The sequence below is a fragment of the Shewanella gelidii genome, from assembly GCF_014647855.1.
Taxonomy (GTDB): domain Bacteria; phylum Pseudomonadota; class Gammaproteobacteria; order Enterobacterales; family Shewanellaceae; genus Shewanella; species Shewanella gelidii.
Genome location: NZ_BMPZ01000006.1, coordinates 70068 through 90255 on the forward strand (window position 1 = coordinate 70068; position 20188 = coordinate 90255).

Here is a 20188-nt window from a genome sequence, read left to right on the forward strand (position 1 = left end):
GAATGCAGGGTTAACCATAATTGGCTAAATATAATACGAACTATGATTGCTTTTCAGCTTTCTTGCTTATCGGAACGATTGCTTGGGGCTGTGCAACGTAGTAACCCTGAAGTCCATCAACCAATAATTTTTCAAGGACTAGCTTTTCTTCTTGTCTTTCAACGCTGGTTGCGATGACCTGAATATTAAGCCTTCGCGCAATATCAACAATCATGCGGACAAAGAATTTGTTGTTGGTATCTTGATCGATCGATTCAGAATAGCTACCGTCCAGTTTGATGTAATCTGGTCGAACTTCTCTAAAGAATTTAAATGAGGCAAAACCCATTCCGAAGCGTTCGACACTCACCCGAGATCCTGCTCTATGAACCGCTCTGACGAAATTGTAACTGCCAATGATATTGCCTTGCATGCCGGCTTCATTCACTTCGAATACAATTCTCGATGCGATGGCTTGTTGTTTGGTAAGAATGTCCGTTAGCCAAGCGACAAAGGCCTCTTGATGTGCAGAAACGGTACTGATATTAACACCGAATACGCCAGTTAAATGGGGCGATTCATGTAACATCCTGATGGTATTTAAAATGACAATTTTATCTATTTCAGTTATCGCGCCATGGCGCTCTGCCATTGCGATCACAGTTGCGGTCGGAAGGAATTTCCCTTCACTGTTATAGAACCTTGAGAGTAACTCGTTGTATAACTTAACTTCGCTTTGACATGGCTGAATCGGTTGATGATAGAATTTGATCGCTTGGCGTTTAATTATATCCTCAATAGCAATTCTCCAGCCATCATCTCCAAATAAATTATCGCCATTTAGTTTTTCTAATACGTGGAAGCTATTAGGACCTAATGTTTGTGCGATACCAATCGCTGTTTCCGCCAGGCTAAGAATATGAACAGGATCATCGCCACTTTTAAACGGAACCAGCCCTGTATAGGCAATAGAGTCCGATTTTATTTGTCCCTGGTATTCGTCAAATAATACCTTCAATTGATCTAGGAAGCGTGTTGCTTCTTTCAAGGCAAGACCATGAATAAAAATAACAAAATCTGAACTTGAGACACGGTAACAATCGGAGTCAGGAAAGTGTTCTAAGGCTTTACGAATACAGCTCACTACTTTAACTAAATAGTCATCTCCTGAGTTCCTACCATACAGTTGGTTGATTTGGTTTAACTCAGTTGCCTTAATTGTCGCCATTACACCGATAGCTTCTTTATCAATATTTGAAATGCTCTCTAATTTTTCGGTAAAACGTACACGAGTCCCAAAGCCGGTAACTGGATCTTGGAATACAACTCGCGTGAGTTTTTCGTTTTCATGGGTGATTTCGTCAAGTTTAGCTTTGAGTTGGGTGCGGCATTCGGTTAATGCTGTCGTGACTGGTCTAAGCTCGCCGTTGAGTTTAGACGCTTGAATTGCTTGAAATGAGAATTCAGGGATTGAATGAATATAGTCGGCTGCATATCGAATTGCTTTTCTATGTTTTAAAGACAGCACACCAAACACGATGGCTAAAAATAAGTAAATAACGCCGATAACGCCAATTTGTATTGCAAGATCTTCGATCGCATTCTTGCCATATATTTCACAATCTAATTTAACTTGTAAACGTGCATTTTCGAGCTCAACACTGTTCGATAGCGTCAGTGGGAACAACTTTGAAAATAAGCTGGGTTCACTATTGATTAAAGCACCGTGAGTGAAATTAAGTGTGCCGTCTTCAACGTGTATATATTGAAAAAACTGAAAAGAAAACTCATCTGTGAGTTTGTCATAGAGTGGGGAACCGTGATCTGCCCAACTTTTATATTCGTTGATTGTCGTTTTATAGCGAGCTAAATCAGCATGAGCATTCTGGGTAATTTCATCGCGTTTAAATAGGTAGGCTCCGGCGGCAAGACCGAAAAAAAGTACAAACAAAAATATTTGGTAAGATCTTGAGATGCCCATATCGATTCCATTCTGACTAGCATTTAAGTCAGCCATCAAACAACATTAAAACGTTGCACAATAGAATATAACTTCTACCGAGATAACTAATTCAATTATTTTAACTTTTTTAGCTTAGCACAAGATGCAAGTGCAACTCGAACAATCGTTGATGATCTTGCGATATTATCGGCTTCTCAAAATGATTTAAGATTTTGATCTAGAACGCCGTACTTTAGTTTAACGTGTTAGGGATAAATGCCAAGGAAAAAGCTTATAAATCAATCTTTGAGATTAACTTGAAGTTGTGGAAGTGTGCGGTAGGTCAATAAAGAATGCTTGAATTGGCTCCCCAGACTGGACTCGAACCAGTGACATACGGATTAACAGTCCGCCGTTCTACCAACTGAACTACAGGGGAATCGCATAAGATAATTGTTCTAGAGTGGCTCCCCAGACTGGACTCGAACCAGTGACATACGGATTAACAGTCCGCCGTTCTACCAACTGAACTACAGGGGAAGTGCTCTAAAACTACATGATAACAAAATTTGGCTCCCCAGACTGGACTCGAACCAGTGACATACGGATTAACAGTCCGCCGTTCTACCAACTGAACTACAGGGGAATAAATTTTAAACTTACTATCAAGCTAACGTATTGGCTCCCCAGACTGGACTCGAACCAGTGACATACGGATTAACAGTCCGCCGTTCTACCAACTGAACTACAGGGGAATCGTTATACGTTTACTATTTACTAAGTAACTGTTATCACGATATTTAATTAAGGTTGGCTCCCCAGACTGGACTCGAACCAGTGACATACGGATTAACAGTCCGCCGTTCTACCAACTGAACTACAGGGGAATAACTCTTAATTACGTCTCGATGAGAACGGAGCGCATAGTAAATCGGTAACACAAATGAGTCAACTCGAGTTACAAAAAAAAGTGTAAAACTGTCGTTGATTGCTCATCTAATGGTCATCGTGATGGCAAAACCATCATATCCAGTCGTTTATACCTAGGGGTTACAAAAGATTATGGCGTTTTTTTGATGGTTTCTAATATGTTGACGCTTGTTTGACTCGATGCTCTTTTGTTTGGTGGGTTAGTATGAGAACGGAGATTCACCTTCCTGACAGCAAAATGGTAAAAACACAACGCTTAATATTAAAACTTGAGATATCCACAGTGATTTTTGTCGGGTTTAGTTATGGAAACGACGGCAGTAAAGGGATGCACAGTTTGGCGTGAAAAAGTATGGATTGTTCTTAATGTAATTCAATTACCAAATTCACAAATTACCGTTTTTAGTGCTTGACTATCGTCGAGTACCCGTAAGACGGGTATTTGCAGCACTTATCCACTATTTCTGTGGATAACCTTGTGAGTTGTCTATTTAGATAGACTCGAAATACAGCATTCACGGGCTTTCTAGGAAGATGGGGCTTTAAAATTCGAAAAATAGTATATCTCTAAAAATCAAGTAGATAGCTCTTGCCATGATTGTGTGCTGTGATTGTTTATGATTGGCGATAAATTGTAATCTTTGGTCATTTTTTGTCTGTGCATTATTCATGGGAAGAAAGAATAGACTAGTGTTTAAAACGCTAAAAATTTCATGGTGGGCTCGATGTTTGTCATTTTCAGTTTTACTTATTGATATCTCCATAATTTAGAAAATGTTTCTATAAAGTGTGTTTAAGTGGAGCTTACTCGATGACTTGATTACAATGCGTTAGCGAGATTTTAAAAGGGCTTTTTGTGAATAATTCTGAATTTAAACTGAACTCAAATTTTAAACCCGCGGGCGATCAACCAGCGGCGATTGATCAATTGGTCGATGGTATCGAGTCAGGCTTAGCATGCCAAACGCTGCTCGGGGTAACTGGATCAGGGAAAACGTTTACGATTGCTAACGTGATTCAGAAGCTTGCGCGTCCCACCATCATTATGGCACCGAACAAAACGCTTGCTGCGCAACTCTATGGTGAGATGAAAGAGTTCTTTCCTCAGAATGCCGTTGAGTATTTTGTTTCTTATTATGACTACTACCAACCTGAAGCATACGTGCCTGCTTCGAATACCTTTATTGAAAAAGATGCGTCTGTTAATGCGCATATCGAGCAGATGCGTTTATCTGCGACGAAAGCTTTGCTTGAACGCCCAGATGTTATCCTTATTGCCTCTGTATCTGCCATCTATGGATTAGGTGATCCAGACTCTTATATGAAAATGCTGCTACACCTTCGGCAGGGCGATATGATGGGGCAGCGGGATATCCTAAAACGGCTAAGTGAGTTGCAATATACTCGTAATGACATGGATCTTCAGCGCGGGACATATCGCGTTCGCGGAGAGGTTATCGATATTTTTCCTGCAGACTCTGAGCGAGATGGCATTCGAGTCGAGTTGTTCGATGATGAAATTGAACAGGTCAGTGAGTTTGACCCCTTGACCGGACAAGTCACTCGTCGGTTAGCGAGGACAACTATTTATCCAAAATCTCACTATGTCACGCCTCGTGAAAAGATTCTGGAAGCTACAGAATATATTAAAGAAGAGTTACGCGAACGAAAAAAGCAACTGCTAGAGAATAACAAGCTGATAGAAGAGCAGCGAATTACGGAGCGAGTCCAGTACGATCTTGAAATGATGACGGAACTTGGTTATTGCTCAGGGATTGAAAACTACTCGCGCTACTTATCTGGGCGTCGACCCGGTGAAGGGCCACCAACCTTGCTCGATTATTTACCTGCAGACGGCCTTCTCATCATAGATGAGTCTCATGTCACTGTGCCGCAAATCGGTGCGATGTACAAAGGTGACCGTAGCCGTAAGACGACTTTAGTTGAATATGGGTTTAGATTACCTTCGGCTTTAGATAACAGACCACTAAAGTTTGAAGAGTTTGAGGCCCTAATGCCGCAAACTGTGTATGTATCGGCAACTCCAAATGATTATGAAATCGAAAAAAGTGGTCACGAAGTTGCGGAGCAGGTCGTGCGTCCGACTGGATTGTTAGACCCTGAAATTGAAGTGAGGCCTGTTGGTATCCAAGTTGATGACCTATTGTCGGAAATTCGAAAACGGGTCGCTGTCAATGAAAGAGTTCTGGTGACGACGTTAACCAAGCGGATGTCTGAAGACTTAACTGAATATTTGGATGAGCATGGTGTCAAAGTGAGGTACTTGCACTCTGGCGTCGATACGGTTGAACGTGTCGAGATTATTCGTGATTTGCGGATGGGGCTATTTGATGTCCTTGTCGGCATTAACCTATTAAGGGAAGGGCTCGACATGCCAGAAGTCTCACTGGTATGTATTTTTGATGCGGATAAAGAGGGATTCCTGCGTTCGGAACGCTCGCTCATTCAAACGATTGGCCGTGCAGCGCGTAATATTAATGGAAAAGTCATTCTGTACGCCGATCGCGTAACCAAATCTATGGCAAAGGCTATTGGAGAAACAGAACGTCGTCGGGCGAAACAGCACCAATACAATCTAGACAATAAAATTACGCCAAAGGGTGTTAGCAAATCGATAACAGATGTTATGGATGTTGGCGACAGCAATCAGGGGCGCAATCAATATTCACGTCAAGGGCAGCAGCTTAAAGTCGCAGAGAAGCAGTCGAGCTATGAACCAACAAATCTTTCAGACTTAAGTCATTTGATTGATCAATTAGAAAAGCAAATGCATGAACATGCGAAAAATCTAGAGTTTGAAGAAGCAGCAGCAGTGCGGGATCAAGTGCATCAATTACGACAAAAGCTCATCACTATAGATTCGTAAGCCATTTACTCCTGTCTGTGCAAGCTGGAAGATGTATTCGGCTTATCATTGGACGGCTAACACGAAGCATGTATCAATTGTAAAAATGGATATAGTGCCGCTACAAGTTGAAGAAAGAAAAACAGGGAGACTAGGCGTCTCCCTTTTTGCAGGTTTTTTATGCGTGTTTTAATTCGTAGCAGTCCCTGAACAAATGAGTGTTTCGATTTTGAAACCCAGAAGCGTGCCTTTCATTATTCACTTCGTTATCGTTTTGGATTTTTTATTGAAAGACGTTGGGAAATCAAAGTGAGATCTGTTTTGCGCAGGAATTGGGGCGGGGTATGGCTGGGCTAACGATACAATTTGTTCAAGTTGTCAAAGTTGTCCAAGCGAAATAAGTTCGCGCTATACAACTTTTTGTTCTGATTATTATGTGCGAAAAATATACGAATACGATTTTGTATTGCTTAGATTTTAGCGTGATTTAATCTTTTTCACACAAGTCCAAAACACCGCGAATATAAGTCCAGTAGCGAGTCCTACTAAATGAGACTCTGTGGATACCCTGGCACTGATTAAAGCCTCTAGGCTCGGTGTTGCGCCATAGGTTTGCTCAAAAACGACTTTGGCGACAATTCCAGCAAGTAATAAATAGCCTTGCTTGATCCCAGCTAAACAATCTTGAATTGAACCAAATGCTAATAAGCCATGTAGAACACCACTAAGTCCGACATAGGCAAGAAGATCTGGGTAAAACCAAAAAAGCCCTAAGCCTTCACCGAAGAAAAGGCCAGCAAAAAGCAACATCAACCCCTTGATTTGATAATGCATACTATGAAGTAAATAGATGACCCATAATCCAGCTATATTCATTACTAAATGATATGTATTGGTATGTAACAAGTTGCCAGTGACCAGCCGCCACCACTGTTGCTGTTGAATTTTTTCTCGTTGGTATTCTGCAAGTTCAGTGAAAGGAAGAAAATGCAAAACAAGGCATATAATTGACAGCCCAACGATAAACCCCAGTGTTCCCGAAGGGGCAAGCGGTTTTGGCTGTTCTTGAGGTTGCTTGGTCACTGTTTTATTCATTCGCAGTGAGTTTTTCTTCCAGATCAGCCATGATTTTTTCAGGCTGGTGCAGATATTCTTCCAAGCCGTTCTGGCGCAATTCACAAGAAGGGCAATCACCGCAGCCTGGGCCTATGATTCCGTTGTAGCAGGTTAATGTATGATCTCTGATCAGCGCTAAACTATGATACTTGTCGGCCAAGGCCCATGTTTGAGCTTTATTTAGCCACATTAACGGTGTATTTATTTCTAAAGCTTTGTCCATACCTTGTACAAGAGCAGATTGCATTGCCTTAATAAAATCATTGCGGCAATCTGGGTACCCAGAAAAATCAGTTTCACACACGCCGGTAATGATGACGCTTGCACCAACCTGATATGCATAGATGCCTGCTAAGGTTAAAAATAGGATGTTACGACCGGGAACAAAGGTATTGGGCAAACCATTATCCATGAGTTCATGGGATACCGAGATTGCGTCTCTCGTTAAAGCCGAAATAGCAAGTTCATTGAGTAAAGATACATCCATGACTTTATGACTTGCGACGTTTAACTGGCTCGCCAGTGATTTGGCAACTTCAATTTCTTGTGAATGACGCTGTCCATAATCAAATGTAATGGCATGAACAGTATCAAAATCTTGTAAAGCTTGGATTAGACAGGTGGTAGAGTCTTGACCACCACTAAATACGACGACCGCTGTTGACATTGGATATTCTGTTTTAAGTTAGGTGGATGTATTTTACCTGAGCGTTTATCGAATGCCTAGCGGACACAATAAACTCAAGCTGTGACTCTGCTTTATCTTGCGTTTTTATTGCGATTCCACTATAAATGCCGGCCTATCTGTTGAGAGGCTATGGTATGTTGTACCCAGTTAATGAAGTATTTGAAACCATCCAAGGTGAAGGTTATTTCACGGGCGTCCCTGCAATTTTTGTAAGGTTACAAGGTTGCCCTGTCGGGTGCAGTTGGTGTGATACGCAACAAACTTGGGAGGTTCTAGCGGATAAGCGAGTTGAACCGAATCAGGTTATTCAAGTTGATGGTTCCGTTGGGCGATGGGCAAATCATAGCGCGGAAACCTTGATTGCAGCGTTTGTTGAGCAAGGTTTTAGTGCAAAACATGTCGTCATTACCGGCGGAGAGCCTTGTATCCATGATTTATCTGAATTGACGACTCAATTAGAAGCGCGCGGTTACCGAACGCAGATTGAAACAAGTGGTACATTTGAGGTGATTTGCTCTGATGAGTGTTGGGTGACCGTTTCTCCAAAAATTGAGATGAAGGGCGGATATCCTGTGCTGGAACAAGCTTTGAACAGAGCGGATGAGATTAAACACCCTGTTGCGACAGAAAAGCACGTCGAACAACTTGATCAATTACTCGAGAGTATTGATTGCCAGTCTAAAGTGATCTGTCTACAACCAATTAGTCAAAAGCCCCGAGCTACCGATATGGCGATGCGAATTTGTATTGAGAGAAACTGGCGTTTATCGATACAAACCCATAAATATTTAGATATCGATTAACCAACGCTATTTTAAGTTTTCGCCCGAGAGAATTGCTCAAGAAACTGACTGTGTTGTTGATGATGACCAATATGACTTTGGACCCATTCGGGATTGTAGTAGGTGTCAAGGTAACGTTCTCCCGAATCACATAGTAGCGTGACGATAGAGCCCGCCTTTTTCATTTGTTCCATTTCTTTTGCGATTAACAGTGCGCCATATAAGTTTGTGCCAGTTGATGGACCTGCTTTGCGGCCTAGTAAGCTCTCGAGCCAAAGCATTGTTGCAATAGATGCAGTATCTGGTACTTTTTCCATTCTATCGACCACACCGGCAATAAAAGAGGGCTCAACAACAGGACGACCGATCCCTTCGATTAGGCTATTTTTTTCGCAAGTCAATTCTGTTTGACCGGTTTTAAAATAGTCATAGAAAACTGAGTTTTCTGGGTCAACAACGCATAATTGTGTGTTTAGTTGTTGGTAACGAATGTAGCGGCCAATGGTGGCTGACGTACCACCTGTTCCAGGGCTCATGACAATCCATGATGGGATAGGGTGGGCTTCTTTTTCCATTTGTTGGAAGATGCTATTGGCGATGTTGTTATTTCCTCGCCAGTCGGTAGCGCGCTCAGCAAAAGTAAATTGATCAATAAAATGCCCATTGAGCTGGTTTGCTAATCGTTTCGCTTCTTGGTTCATCTCATAACCATGCTTTACAAAATGACATTGCCCCCCATAAAACTCGATTTGTTCGATTTTTCTTTTCGCGGTGGTTTCTGGCATCACAGCAATAAAAGGCAAACCAATTAGTCTGGCAAAATATGCTTCTGATACAGCAGTGCTTCCAGAAGATGACTCAATAATCGGCATGTCTTGCTGGATCCAGCCGTTACATAAGCCGTACAAAAACAGAGACCTTGCAAGACGGTGTTTTAAGCTGCCTGTTGGATGTGTGCTCTCATCTTTTAGATATATGGTTATGTTTTTTAAAGAGGGTATGTCGAGTGGAATCAAATGCGTATCAGCACTCCGCTGAAAGTCAGCACTTATTTTTGCAATTGCTTGATTGACCCAAAGTTGATTCATAGCACACCAAATTATATATAATAACCAAACGGAATATACCAGATACAAAAACGACAACCCAATGCCAATATGTATCAAGCTATTACGGAAGATTATTTTCACTTGCTATCAAATATATTGATGCTTGCGATAGCGTCTTTGCATGCTCAAGGTGGGCTTGTGAGTATATTTGTGGGTTTTAAAGTGAATAACTTTGGGCTCAATGACAACTAATGTTGGGATAGTTGTCAACAGTTCGATCTGCACTGCTGATGTCGTCAGTGGAACCAGTCGTTAGTCGAAATAGCAAAAACATACCACGAGGAACCACGCATGAGTTTATGAAGTGCAGTGGCTTAAAGGTATATGAAGTGCAGAGGCTTAAAAAAGGAAATGGTGGAGGGAGAAGGATTCGAACCTTCGAAGGCTGAGCCGTCAGATTTACAGTCTGATCCCTTTGGCCACTCGGGAACCCCTCCACGGGGATGTTGCTTTAGATGTACCAACAGTTGGAATAAAGAATGGTGGAGGGAGAAGGATTCGAACCTTCGAAGGCTGAGCCGTCAGATTTACAGTCTGATCCCTTTGGCCACTCGGGAACCCCTCCGCGAATATCTTTAATCTAATTGTACGCAAATGGTGGAGGGAGAAGGATTCGAACCTTCGAAGGCTGAGCCGTCAGATTTACAGTCTGATCCCTTTGGCCACTCGGGAACCCCTCCTCAATTGCGGCGGCAATAGTAGTCAGAAAAATTTTGCTTGTAAAGCCCAATCGTTAAAAAATATCTAAAGTTATTTACTGACAGGTCGATTAAATAACAACGAACTGTTTTTATGACGTTTTTTTATGCAAATCGATGTTCAATTAATCAATGAGTCACAATTAGGCAGACGCCTAAACCATGCGATAGAAAATAATCGCCGTGGTGAATTTGGCTTGTTGTTATCTATGCTGTCGATTGATGCTCGAGATATGTCACAGTTTCAATTAGATAATGAAACTGATGAAACAAAGCGCCTTAGAAAACAGTTCCAACTTGGTCATCAACAGGCCTTAATCGAAGTTTTAAACTCGGATCACGACCCGACGGATCATTCGCAGCTTTTCATACAAGAAGGGAGCTGTAGTTTTCGATTACATCAAGCAATGAAGCCCGAAGCGCTGGTGATCCGTGGTCAACAATCCATGTCGATGAATCAAGTGCTAAGCAATTGCGATGCGGTCACTAAACTAAGACACCTTAAGCAAATACAAACGCCGCTCACAGACACCGAGCATTTGTCGGAACAACTTTCGAAACAGCGTCAATTTGAAATTGCAGTTTAGCCATACTAAACGCTTAATTTTTATCATAAGTCATAATCGTGAGCTTCGACATAGAGCTTTGCAGGCGACTTACCTATAATTGATTTTTCAACGAGCACTTTGCATTTAGGAATTACCATGAAATCAATTAGAGAAAGTCAGTCACCAAACGTTAATGACACATGTACGGATTGTGGAAGCTTCGCCGATATTGGTGCGGTGATTGAAGAGAACGATACATTGCTTGAAGTTGAGCTATTTGGTGAAACTGCAGAGCAAAAGGCAGAAGAATTAGTAAATTTGGCATTGAAGAAATTTGATGGTGTGACTTCATCAATCGAGAAACTAGAAGATAAAATCCTTCTTAAGCTGGATTTTGGCTTCAGTGCTGAAAAAATGATTTTCCAAATGCAAAACAATCTATAGAACTGTATAACTGAGATTACAATTTCTGTTGTTTATGCATTTTTGAAGGATAACTCATTAGCCCTGAGAGTGTGGTTAATGAGTTATTTTAAATTTGAGGCATAAATACACTCCGGTGGTATATGTATTGGGTTGATCGGCTATCAGATCACACTGGAAGGTATTGAAGTGGAAACGTTTAATAATCAATCGGTCATTGAGTCGATAGTCAATTCCGACGCAAAACAGCAGGGTGATTATACTCAAACCGCTGAATTAGCATCAGAGTTACTATTTGAACACCTGGCGGTCTCGCAAGTCAGTATCTGGTCATTTTCCCAAGACCAAACCCTTCAGTATCAAGTGGCGCAATTTGGCAATCAGCCGTCAACAGGTTTGTGTCGTCCAGTCCACATCAGCGCACTCAATAAATATTGCCATGAACTAAAAATCAGCCGAATTATTGCTGCGAACAGCTGCCTTAGCGATCCTCGTCTCGATGAACTCGTTGAAAGCTACTTCAAACCCAATTCAATCGCTTCGTCATTAGATATTGCAATTCGGATTAACGGCCATCTCGAAGGTGTTCTCTGTATAGAGCGCGAACACTATCTTACTGATTGGTGTGACAAAGAAATCCAATTGGCTAGCCAGGTTGCAGATCAATTGGCTTTGACAATCGCTACACGGGAAGCCTATAGCAAAGAAGAGCAGTTGAGTTTGTTTAAAAGCTCAGCGGAACAGGCTGACCATATCACCATGCTCGTTAACCTACATTCAGAAACTGTCGAATATGTTAATGCAGCACACAATAAAATCACTGGTGTTGCCAAAGAAAAAATCATTAATAAGCCTATCTCAGCACTAGACTTTTTTAAACAGCACCCTAAAGCTGCAAGTCGTGCCATGGCCAACCTGCTTAGGGGGGAGTCAACTCGAGGAGAGGCAAAGCTGCAACGCTATGACGGCGCAGATTATTGGCTTAAATATCATGCAAGCCCGTTTGTGACGGACCGCGGTAATCACTATGTGCTGATGACAGGAGAAGATTGTACTGAGCAGCATAATCATCAACAGGAACTCGAAACGCTTGCCTGGAAGTGTAACCTAACAGGTTTGTGTAACCGAACTCGATTCAATCGAGTGCTTGAGAAAACAAAAGAGGGCCAACTCTTTTCTATCGATCTGATCGGTTTTAAGCGATTTAACGATACTTATGGTCATCGACAAGGCGATGCACTACTGGTTGAGCTGGCTCGACGACTCACTCATTTTAATTGGTTTGGACAAAATGCAGAAATAGCGCGTGTCGGAAGTGATGAGTTTGCAGTGTTACTTCATCACCCATTTGAAGATCTAGAAACTGAATTGCTGGTTAATCGTTTATATCAAACTTTGATCGCACCAGTTCTCATTGGGCGCGAGCAAATTCACCCTAAACCATCGATTGCGGTCGTTAATGTTGCGTCAGTTGCGGAGTTAGTTGCACCAATGACGTGTGCCGATATTGCATTGCAGCAGGCCAAAACTAAAGTTGGCAGACCGATACAATTTTTTACCCGACAACTGCTGAATACTTTTAAAGAAAATGCACAGATTGAACGGGATCTGCAAACAGCAATTAAAGGGCGACAATTAGAGCTTTATTATCAGCCTTTGAAAGATTTACAGTCGAACACTTTTATCGGTGCCGAGGCACTAATTCGCTGGCATCATCCTAAAAGAGGGGTGCTTTATCCAGGCTCTTTTATCGATATAGCAGAGCAAACAGGGCAAATAAACGCTATTGGTAGCTGGGTGTTAGAAGCCGCTTGTCGCCAGCTAAATTTGTGGCAGCATCAACAGTCTGGCTTGGTGATGCATGTGAATGTTTCTGCTCGCCAATTTTTTTCTGGCAACTTATTTGAGCAAGTTTGGCAATTGTTAACGCGCTACCGGTTAAAGCCAAACACTCTTATTCTAGAAATCACAGAAACAGAGTTGATGGAAGACATTAAATCGGCAACGAATTTATGCCATGAACTCGCGGATTTAGGTGTAGGTTTGGCAATTGATGACTTTGGAACCGGCTATAGTTCGATGCGCTATTTAAAACAATTCCCAATTAGCAAATTGAAAATTGACCGCTCATTTATTTCTGATCTCACGGTTAGTCGCGAAAGCCAGGAAATCGTTAGTGCAATTATTGCTATGGCTTCAGCATTAAATATTTCATTAACCGCTGAGGGTGTTGAAACGCGTGAACAAGAGGATTTTCTCGCAAGTCATCGTTGTCATCATGCCCAAGGATACCTTTATAGCCCTGCGATACGCCAAGCAGATTTTGAAAACTTCATTCAAAATAAATGATGGTACAGCATTTGTGGGTTATCCAGTCTTTTGCGGGCGCTCTTAACTATTTGTGTTTTAACGATAATGTCACTCGTTTATGCGTGATAAATACTGATGGGAATAAATGCTTTGTGTGAGTCACCGTAATGTTTTGATTCATTTCGTTGTAAACGGCTTCTAGATGGATTTGATTAGATACCGACTACAAAGTCGCTAGACAGCACTTCTTATATTTTTTTCCGCTTTGGCAAATACAGTGCTGGTTTCGTTCGGGCATTGGGCAATCAAATTGTACGCCTTGCGTATAAAACCAGAATCCATTTTCTAAAATAAAATCAGAACATTCAAAGATTGCATCGAAACGAGCTTTAGATGAATCCGCTGTTTTATACCACGCTTTAAAGGTTACTTGCCCCTGATTGTTTTGCTGTGTTGGTGCGGCAATAATTTGTAGACCGATCCATTGCTGAGGTGCCCCATGTGCTAAATCGTTCGCAGTTAAACCGTTCAAATAACGTGGGTGATGGGTTGCTATTAAATAGTCGTATTCTTGTTTTACAAATGCACTATAGCGCGAACGCATCAGTTGCTCTGGGGATTTCGCGGCTGTTTCATTAAGGTGCAACGGTTGGCAACAGAGTTGGTAACTGTTTTGTGGGTCACATGGGCAAGTATGTGTCTGTGTGTTTTTTGTTGTCATTTGTGGCTTGGGATCGGGTCGAACTGCTTACCAAAATAGGCTTGGTTTGTTGGCTCAGCCTGTTGGTAGAAGCTTGGTTCCGCTTTGTTGTTGGTATCGACAGTAAGGTACCATTTGCCATCGCTATTTTGGCTTGAGACCGTCACGAATTTGCCTGCAAACTCGCTAATGGGCTCTTCGGTTTCTTTGGCTGGATGGAAGCGAATGAGATAATAGCCAACATCGGTAGCACTATTGCCGTCAATTTTACGGTTAATCACTCTAAAGTCGACTTCAATTTTGGCATTCTTATGCTTAATTTTTCCAAAAAAAGTTTCATATATTGAAATGATTTTTTGTCGACCGTGGGTGATTTCATTGCTTTGGCCTGCCGGTATATAACAAGCATTCTCTGCATAGACGTCTTCGACCAATCCGATATCTAGTTGACTAAACGCATCCGCAAATCTTTGGTAAGTTTTGTTTAGTTCATCGTGAACATTGGCATTGTCTGCATGGGTTGTCGCGGTAAATCCAAGGCTGGCAACAATTATAAGGATAAAAAACAGCTGGCGCATCGAAACAGACTTCATTTGATAATATTAGAATTAACTATAATTGATGGCTTTAAGGAACTAAAGATTTAGATCTTTACAAACTGTGTCAGCTAACGGATTTCATCTAGAACCCATTTCAGTTCACAAAATTTGTGTGGCTTATCGAGAGAATATCACAAACTAAAAATTTACTATAAAGATATATTTTATATGTATGTAATATGTGGTTTATTGACTTGTAAACAAGGAAAGCTAGGTTGTCGAATATGCATTGTTCACGTGGTGACAACGAGACAAAGGAAGGGTCGTAGATACTTTTTTTCTCTGCTTTCTAGGTGTGCCATGAAAATTCTAATACTAATGACGTCGTTTAACGGCCTATCTCAAGCCGTTTTTGAATCCTTAATTCAAAAAGAGTGTCATAGTATTAAGCTTGCATTTGCAGGTAATGATGAAACGTTGCGTGAAGATGTTTGTGCTTTTGACCCAGACCTTATTTTATGTCCTTTCTTAAAACAACGAATCCCCAATGATATATGGCAAAAATATTTATGTATCATTTTGCACCCAGGAATTAAGGGAGATCGCGGTCCGTCTGCAATCGACTGGGCATTGATGCAGTCGCAACCGCTATGGGGAATGACTGCTTTGCAAGCTGACCAAGAAATGGATGCTGGTGCGATTTGGGCGAGCTTCGAGTTTGAAACACGATTGACTACAAAAGCTAGCTTGTACCGAGATGAAGTCACACAGGCTGCAATTCAGTGTGTCGATCAAGTCATCGACCAGTGCTTTCAACAAAGCTATGAGCCTCAACCTCTAGACTATTCTAGCCCTTCAATTATTGGTCGGTTGCAACCTTTGATGAAGCAGCATGATAGAGCAATCGATTGGCAGCGGGATAATGCGTTAACCATCGTCAGGAAAATCAACGCGGCAGATAGCTTTCCAGGGGTACGAGATAATCTTTTTGGTATTGAAGTGTCACTTTTCAATGCTTCTGTTATGGAAACTGTCACCACACGCGAACCCAAACAACTTGTTGCACAATCCAATGGTGCGATTGCTTTGAGTACAATTGACGGTGCGATATGGATCGGCCATTTAAAACAAGTGGGCGACCCATATTTTAAGTTACCCGCGGCATGGGTACTAAAGGGGCACCTCAGTGGAGCGCTTAATTTTGACTTAGCTGCGAATTCGGCATTTGATTTAATGGGGTTCGAAGAACTTCAATACCGTAGGGAAGGTGATATTGGCTATTTGCAGTTCAATTTCCACAATGGTGCGATGGGGACTCAGCAGTGCCGTCGTCTCTTAGCTGCCTATCAGCAAGTTAGCTTAACGGATGTCAAACTAATCGTACTCACCGGCGGTCGTGAATTTTGGTCGAACGGTATTCATCTGAACCACATTGAGGCCGCTGCGGATCCTGCTGCAGAATCTTGGAAAAATATCAATGCGATTAATGATATTGTAGAAGCGATTTTGACCAACCAGAAGCAATTAACAATTGCGGCTCTTGGAAGCAATGCTGGGGCTGGCGGCGTAATGATGGCATTGGCTTGTGACCATGTCGTAGCAAGAAAATCGGTGATGATGAATCCTCATTATCAATCTATGGGCTTATATGGTTCAGAGTATTGGACCTACAGCTTACCAAAACGCGTTGGGCAAAGTTTGGCCAAAGCGTTGACGACAGAATGTTTGCCAATTGGCGCGGTAAGGGCGCAAGCGATAAACTTGATTGACGCCTACCTTGATAGCAGTTATGAAAAGTTCGAAGGCCGCGTTGCGGCTCATTTGGCAGAATGGTTAGACAGCCTTTGTTTTGATACTCGTTTGCAAAATAAAAAACTAGACCGCGCTAAAGATGAGGCAGCAAAGCCTTTACAGCAATATCGAAATGAAGAACTCAAAGAAATGAAGCAATGTTTTGCAAGTGCTGAATATCATGAAGCTAGGCAAAGTTTTGTTTTTAAGCGAAGCTGTGGTCGTTTGCCTGCCCATTTACGTAAAGTTTTTGGGGTAGAATTAAGTCAAGTTAAGAAACTCGCCTAGTAAAATTTCGGTCTGCATCGTCCGTTAGGAAAAGGTCACAGCGTGAGTTATAGGGAGGTTGTTATGCATGATGAGCTGAATCTATTTTTAAATGAAATGGCTGACGTAAAACCATTGAAAGCAGATGAATTGCAGCCCGATATTCATCGAAATCAACTTGACGGAAATCTTGAGCAACGCCGTGCACAGGCTCAAGAAAGTGAATACCTAGCTAAGTTAACTACCGACATTGGTATGATAAAACCGGTAGAGCCGGATGCAATATTTGCCTATCAAGAGCAAGGCGTGCAGGGTGCCGTGTTTCGTAATTTAAAAAATGGTCACTATAAGTTTGAAACGCAATTAGATGTTCATGGCTATAAAGTGAAACAAGCCAGAGCAGCGGTCATAGACTATATTCTGAATATGAGTGAATTGGGGCAACGTTGTGCCTATATTATTCATGGTAAAGGTTATAAAAGTCAGCCTTTCCCTGGGGTGCTGAAGTCTTTTGTTTGTCATTGGTTGAGCGAAATGGAAGAAGTTCTTGCTGTACATTCTGCGCTTCGACAACACGGCGGAACCGGCGCAGTTTATGTCATGTTAGCCAAATCAGCGCAATCAAAAATTGATACGCGCGAGCAGAACCACAAGGGTGTTGGCTTTCGCTGAGTTTTAGTGATAATGAAAAGACCACGATAAAAAAGCCCGGATTGTACCGGGCTTTTTGCGTCTTTAATTGTGCTACCTGCTTACTGCTCTACCAACCACATTGGCGATTGGCAACCGTGTTTTGCTCATCTAACCACTTTTGCAACGGCTCGAAATAGTCAAGAACAGCTTTGGCATCCATTTCTTTCGTGCCGGTAACCGTGGCTAGAGCCTCTGGCCAAGGCTGGCTTGCGCCCATTTCTAGCATCGTATTCAATTTGGCTCCCGCTTCTTTATTCCCATAAATGCTGCAACGATGTACAGGACCTGTGTCGCCTGCAATATCACACAAAGATTTGTGGAATTGGAACTGAAGAATATGTGCAAGGAAGTATCGAGTGTAAGGTACATTGCCGGGTACATGATATTTTGCACCGGGGTCAAAGTCAGTCTCGCTACGAGCGACTGGAGCACTCACACCCTGATATTTTTCCCTTAGTTCCCACCATGCTTGGTTATATTGCTCTGGCGAAATTTCGCCGCTGAACACTTTCCACCGCCATTGGTCAATCATCAAGCCAAACGGTAAAAAGGCCACCTTGTCGAGTGCTTGCTTCATTAGTAACCCGATGTCCTTCGAGGCATCAGGAACCTGCTCGAGTAAACCAATTCTCTTTAAATATTTTGGTGTGATCGACAAAGCGACAACATCACCAATGGCTTCATGAAAACCGTCATTGGCGCTGTTTTTAAAGATAAATGGCTGGTTTTTATAAGCTCGTTGGTAGAAGTTATGGCCAAGTTCATGATGAATGACGGTAAACTCTTCTGCTGTTTTTTGAATACACATTTTAATGCGAATATCATCGGCATTATCTAGATCCCAGGCTGACGCATGGCAAACAACGTCGCGGTCTTGAGGTTGTATAAACAATGACCTTGTCCAGAATGTTTCTGGGAGTGGTTCAAAGCCAAGAGAAGTAAAGAAGCCTTCTGCTTGCTTGACCATCTTTTTCTCATCGTATTGATGTTCAGCAAGCAGTTGAGTCACGTCATATCCAGGGTCACCGTTTTCTGGAGCAACGGTCTCGTATATATTTCCCCAGCTTTGTGCCCACATATTTCCTAATAAGTGCGCTGGGATGGTGCCTTGATTGGGGGCAATTTCATCACCATATTCTTCATTGAGTTCACCACGAACATAGCAATGCAACGAGTCGTATAATGGTTTAACTTGGCCCCACAGACGGTCTAGCTCTGTAGAAAAAGCATCGGGATCCATGTCGTATTGGCTGCGCCATAACTCTGAAAGATTTTCGTAGCCAAGATCTTTGGCGCCTTCATTGGCAAGTTCAACTTCTCTTTTAAACAGTGGTCGCATTGGTTTGGATATTTCACGCCAGCCTTGCCAAACGCTTAAGAGTTCCTGCGGATCTTTTGATTTCGCCATAATTGCGGAAAGTTCGGGCAGTGTTAGGCACTTCCCATCTTCGCGGCAAAGCTTTCCTTTGCCATAAAGTCCGTTTAGATCGGCACTGATACTCGCGAGTTCTGCGTTCTTTACTGGATCAAGTGGCGCTGGTAATACTAATGAACTTCTTAGTTTGTCGAGTTTTCGTGCGTTAATTGGGTCCAATTTGAGGTGCGCATACTGAGAGGCTTCCGTGGCAAGCTTTACTGAGGCAGCAGTCACTTTTTCGCCAACAGACGCTGCTAAACTTGCAGTGTCTTCGGTAATAAAATTGCTATAAATCCATTCTGCTCGATTGGCTTCAATCGATAATTGCGCTAACTCTTTTTCGGCATTATTGATAAATGCCAAGGCATCATCCTTGGTTTTTGGTATTTGCGTTTCAACTGCTGACTTTAAAGGTTGAGGCTTGGTGACTTGTGTTGCTTCCTCATTACCGCACGCAGATACTGCGACTGATAGTGCAACGATGACCGCCAATTTTTTTGGCGCTGTAGTTATTGTTTTCATGAAAACATTCCTTGGTTTGTTGACGCAGGCATTCTAAATGAATTGTGTTCACTTGTAATCTTTCGCTAGGTTACAAACGGGACGCAGTATAAGAGAACGGAACTCACAATAAAGGGTACTTAGCTGATTCGTCTTACACTTGTAACGGATTTGGTTTGACATCATTTAGTGTAACGTTTAATTTAAACGAGTGTTTTAATCAAACTAATATATAGGGTGACAGATGGCTAGCCGCTCAGATACAAAAACTAGAATATTGGACGCAGCTGAGAAACTGTTTGCTGAAAGAGGGTTTTCAGAAACATCGTTACGACTCATAACCAGTAAAGCTGAAGTGAACCTTGCTTCAGTAAATTATCACTATGGCTCTAAAAAGGAGCTTATTCGTGCAGTATTGGCTCGGTACCTAGACGTTTTTATGCCGTCAGCGCAAAGGGCTATTGCTGATATGCCTAAAAACGGGCAGACAATGGACGATATCTTTGGTGCCCTTGTTCAGCCATTACTCGAGTTGAATAAACTAAGAGCTGATGGTACGACGGTATTCTTACAACTGTTAGGGCGAGGTTATATCGAAAGCCAAGGCCACCTGCGCTGGTTTATTACAACCCATTATGGTGGACACCTCGACTTCTTTGTCAAAGCCGTAGCATCGTGTGTTCCCCACGTACCCCAAGTAGATATTTTTTGGCGATTACATTTCACACTCGGCACCGTGGTATTCACAATGGCATCGGCTGATGCACTAAATGAAATTGCTGCTGCAGATTTTGATGAACATAATGATATTGAAGCTGTTATCCGTAAAGTTATCCCTTATATTGCTGCGGGTGTTAGTGTGCCTGCTCCGAACGCAATCCTGGAGTGA

Annotated in this window: 15 protein-coding genes and 8 tRNA genes; 8 read left to right on the plus strand and 15 right to left on the minus strand. The window is 42.2% G+C overall.

Translation table 11 applies throughout. The features are described 5' to 3' along the window. Nucleotides 1-40: 40 nt before the first annotated feature. The 6 genes from IEY18_RS11760 to IEY18_RS11785 all read right to left on the minus strand — a co-directional run bounded on the left by IEY18_RS11760 (nt 41) and on the right by IEY18_RS11785 (nt 2808). Nucleotides 41-1960 carry an EAL domain-containing protein gene (locus tag IEY18_RS11760; RefSeq protein WP_188921063.1) on the minus strand — a complete coding sequence of 640 codons (1920 nt, stop codon included), beginning with the start codon at nt 1958-1960 and terminating at the stop codon, nt 41-43. A gap of 324 nt (nt 1961-2284) precedes the next feature. Then, nucleotides 2285-2360: transfer RNA gene (locus IEY18_RS11765), tRNA-Asn, on the minus strand. A gap of 25 nt (nt 2361-2385) precedes the next feature. Continuing rightward, nucleotides 2386-2461: transfer RNA gene (locus IEY18_RS11770), tRNA-Asn, on the minus strand. A 30-nt stretch (nt 2462-2491) separates the two neighbouring features. Then, nucleotides 2492-2567, minus strand: a tRNA-Asn gene (locus tag IEY18_RS11775). Between the two features lie 33 nt (nt 2568-2600). After that, a tRNA-Asn gene (locus tag IEY18_RS11780) sits at nt 2601-2676 on the minus strand. A gap of 56 nt (nt 2677-2732) precedes the next feature. After that, nucleotides 2733-2808, minus strand: a tRNA-Asn gene (locus IEY18_RS11785). Nucleotides 2809-3707: 899 nt separating this feature from the next. Between IEY18_RS11785 and uvrB the strand changes: the two genes are divergently transcribed. Continuing rightward, a complete protein-coding gene (gene uvrB / locus IEY18_RS11790) occupies nt 3708-5738 on the plus strand; it encodes an excinuclease ABC subunit UvrB (protein ID WP_188921066.1) in 2031 nt (676 codons plus the stop codon). A gap of 456 nt (nt 5739-6194) precedes the next feature. Here the strand turns inward: uvrB and rrtA are convergent, their stop codons facing one another. Together rrtA and queC are read right to left on the minus strand one after the other, a co-directional pair. Beyond that, entirely contained in the window at nt 6195-6800 is a 606-nt protein-coding gene (gene rrtA / locus IEY18_RS11795) for a rhombosortase (protein WP_229779845.1), read from the minus strand. 4 nt (nt 6801-6804) lie between these two features. After that, nucleotides 6805-7500 carry a 7-cyano-7-deazaguanine synthase QueC gene (gene queC / locus IEY18_RS11800; RefSeq protein WP_188921070.1) on the minus strand — a complete coding sequence of 232 codons (696 nt, stop codon included), beginning with the start codon at nt 7498-7500 and terminating at the stop codon, nt 6805-6807. Nucleotides 7501-7655: 155 nt separating this feature from the next. Here queC and queE point away from each other — a divergent pair, with 155 nt between their 5' ends. After that, entirely contained in the window at nt 7656-8324 is a 669-nt protein-coding gene (gene queE / locus IEY18_RS11805) for a 7-carboxy-7-deazaguanine synthase QueE (RefSeq protein WP_188921072.1), read from the plus strand. A gap of 11 nt (nt 8325-8335) precedes the next feature. Here queE and IEY18_RS11810 read toward each other — a convergent pair whose 3' ends face one another. From IEY18_RS11810 to IEY18_RS11825, 4 genes are all read right to left on the minus strand, one after another. Further along, nucleotides 8336-9391 carry a PLP-dependent cysteine synthase family protein gene (locus tag IEY18_RS11810; protein ID WP_188921074.1) on the minus strand — a complete coding sequence of 352 codons (1056 nt, stop codon included), beginning with the start codon at nt 9389-9391 and terminating at the stop codon, nt 8336-8338. 373 nt (nt 9392-9764) lie between these two features. After that, nucleotides 9765-9849 (minus strand) — tRNA-Tyr (locus tag IEY18_RS11815). Nucleotides 9850-9892: 43 nt separating this feature from the next. Beyond that, nucleotides 9893-9977: transfer RNA gene (locus tag IEY18_RS11820), tRNA-Tyr, on the minus strand. Between the two features lie 30 nt (nt 9978-10007). Further along, nucleotides 10008-10092: transfer RNA gene (locus IEY18_RS11825), tRNA-Tyr, on the minus strand. A 125-nt stretch (nt 10093-10217) separates the two neighbouring features. On the opposite strand from IEY18_RS11825, the gene IEY18_RS11830 reads away from it, so the two are divergent. The 3 genes from IEY18_RS11830 (at nt 10218) to IEY18_RS11840 (ending at nt 13430) form a co-directional block, all read left to right on the plus strand. Next, on the plus strand, nt 10218-10697 hold the full coding sequence (locus tag IEY18_RS11830; protein WP_188921076.1) for a VC2046/SO_2500 family protein: 480 nt from the start codon (nt 10218-10220) through the stop codon (nt 10695-10697). A 117-nt stretch (nt 10698-10814) separates the two neighbouring features. After that, nucleotides 10815-11102 (plus strand): DUF406 family protein, encoded by a 288-nt coding sequence (locus IEY18_RS11835; RefSeq protein ID WP_188921078.1) that lies wholly within the window; start codon nt 10815-10817, stop codon nt 11100-11102. A 168-nt stretch (nt 11103-11270) separates the two neighbouring features. Continuing rightward, nucleotides 11271-13430 (plus strand): sensor domain-containing phosphodiesterase, encoded by a 2160-nt coding sequence (locus tag IEY18_RS11840; protein WP_188921080.1) that lies wholly within the window; start codon nt 11271-11273, stop codon nt 13428-13430. Between the two features lie 184 nt (nt 13431-13614). On the opposite strand, the gene IEY18_RS11845 is transcribed toward IEY18_RS11840, so the two are convergent. Further along, on the minus strand, nt 13615-14112 hold the full coding sequence (locus tag IEY18_RS11845) for a YchJ family protein (protein ID WP_188921083.1): 498 nt from the start codon (nt 14110-14112) through the stop codon (nt 13615-13617). Further along, nucleotides 14109-14669, minus strand: coding sequence for a YybH family protein (locus IEY18_RS11850; protein ID WP_188921085.1), 561 nt, complete (start codon nt 14667-14669; stop codon nt 14109-14111). The genes IEY18_RS11845 and IEY18_RS11850 overlap by 4 nt, the downstream gene beginning before the upstream one ends. Nucleotides 14670-14990: 321 nt before the next feature. On the opposite strand from IEY18_RS11850, the gene IEY18_RS11855 reads away from it, so the two are divergent. Both IEY18_RS11855 and smrA read left to right on the plus strand, forming a co-directional pair. Beyond that, nucleotides 14991-16709, plus strand: a complete 1719-nt coding sequence (locus IEY18_RS11855) for a hydrogenase maturation protein (RefSeq protein ID WP_188921087.1) — start codon at nt 14991-14993, stop codon at nt 16707-16709. A gap of 63 nt (nt 16710-16772) precedes the next feature. Next, nucleotides 16773-17360: a DNA endonuclease SmrA gene (gene smrA, locus IEY18_RS11860; protein ID WP_188921089.1), complete on the plus strand. Its 588-nt coding sequence runs from the start codon at nt 16773-16775 to the stop codon at nt 17358-17360. An 88-nt stretch (nt 17361-17448) separates the two neighbouring features. Here the strand turns inward: smrA and IEY18_RS11865 are convergent, their stop codons facing one another. Continuing rightward, nucleotides 17449-19320, minus strand: a complete 1872-nt coding sequence (locus tag IEY18_RS11865) for a M2 family metallopeptidase (RefSeq protein WP_188921091.1) — start codon at nt 19318-19320, stop codon at nt 17449-17451. A gap of 223 nt (nt 19321-19543) precedes the next feature. On the opposite strand from IEY18_RS11865, the gene psrA reads away from it, so the two are divergent. Then, on the plus strand, nt 19544-20188 hold the full coding sequence (gene psrA, locus IEY18_RS11870; protein ID WP_188921093.1) for a TetR family transcriptional repressor PsrA: 645 nt from the start codon (nt 19544-19546) through the stop codon (nt 20186-20188).

Excerpts from the sequence above, each read along its gene's own strand:
- IEY18_RS11830 (WP_188921076.1), top strand. The coding sequence starts at position 10,218 with ATGCAAATCGATGTTCAATTAATCAATGAGTCACAATTAGGCAGACGC.
- psrA (WP_188921093.1), top strand. The coding sequence starts at position 19,544 with ATGGCTAGCCGCTCAGATACAAAAACTAGAATATTGGACGCAGCTGAG.
- queE (WP_188921072.1), top strand. The coding sequence starts at position 7,656 with ATGTTGTACCCAGTTAATGAAGTATTTGAAACCATCCAAGGTGAAGGT.
- IEY18_RS11810 (WP_188921074.1), bottom strand. The coding sequence starts at position 9,391 with ATGAATCAACTTTGGGTCAATCAAGCAATTGCAAAAATAAGTGCTGAC.
- IEY18_RS11835 (WP_188921078.1), top strand. The coding sequence starts at position 10,815 with ATGAAATCAATTAGAGAAAGTCAGTCACCAAACGTTAATGACACATGT.
- IEY18_RS11850 (WP_188921085.1), bottom strand. The coding sequence starts at position 14,669 with ATGCGCCAGCTGTTTTTTATCCTTATAATTGTTGCCAGCCTTGGATTT.
- IEY18_RS11865 (WP_188921091.1), bottom strand. The coding sequence starts at position 19,320 with ATGAAAACAATAACTACAGCGCCAAAAAAATTGGCGGTCATCGTTGCA.
- IEY18_RS11855 (WP_188921087.1), top strand. The coding sequence starts at position 14,991 with ATGAAAATTCTAATACTAATGACGTCGTTTAACGGCCTATCTCAAGCC.
- queC (WP_188921070.1), bottom strand. The coding sequence starts at position 7,500 with ATGTCAACAGCGGTCGTCGTATTTAGTGGTGGTCAAGACTCTACCACC.
- IEY18_RS11845 (WP_188921083.1), bottom strand. The coding sequence starts at position 14,112 with ATGACAACAAAAAACACACAGACACATACTTGCCCATGTGACCCACAA.
- IEY18_RS11760 (WP_188921063.1), bottom strand. The coding sequence starts at position 1,960 with ATGGGCATCTCAAGATCTTACCAAATATTTTTGTTTGTACTTTTTTTC.
- smrA (WP_188921089.1), top strand. The coding sequence starts at position 16,773 with ATGCATGATGAGCTGAATCTATTTTTAAATGAAATGGCTGACGTAAAA.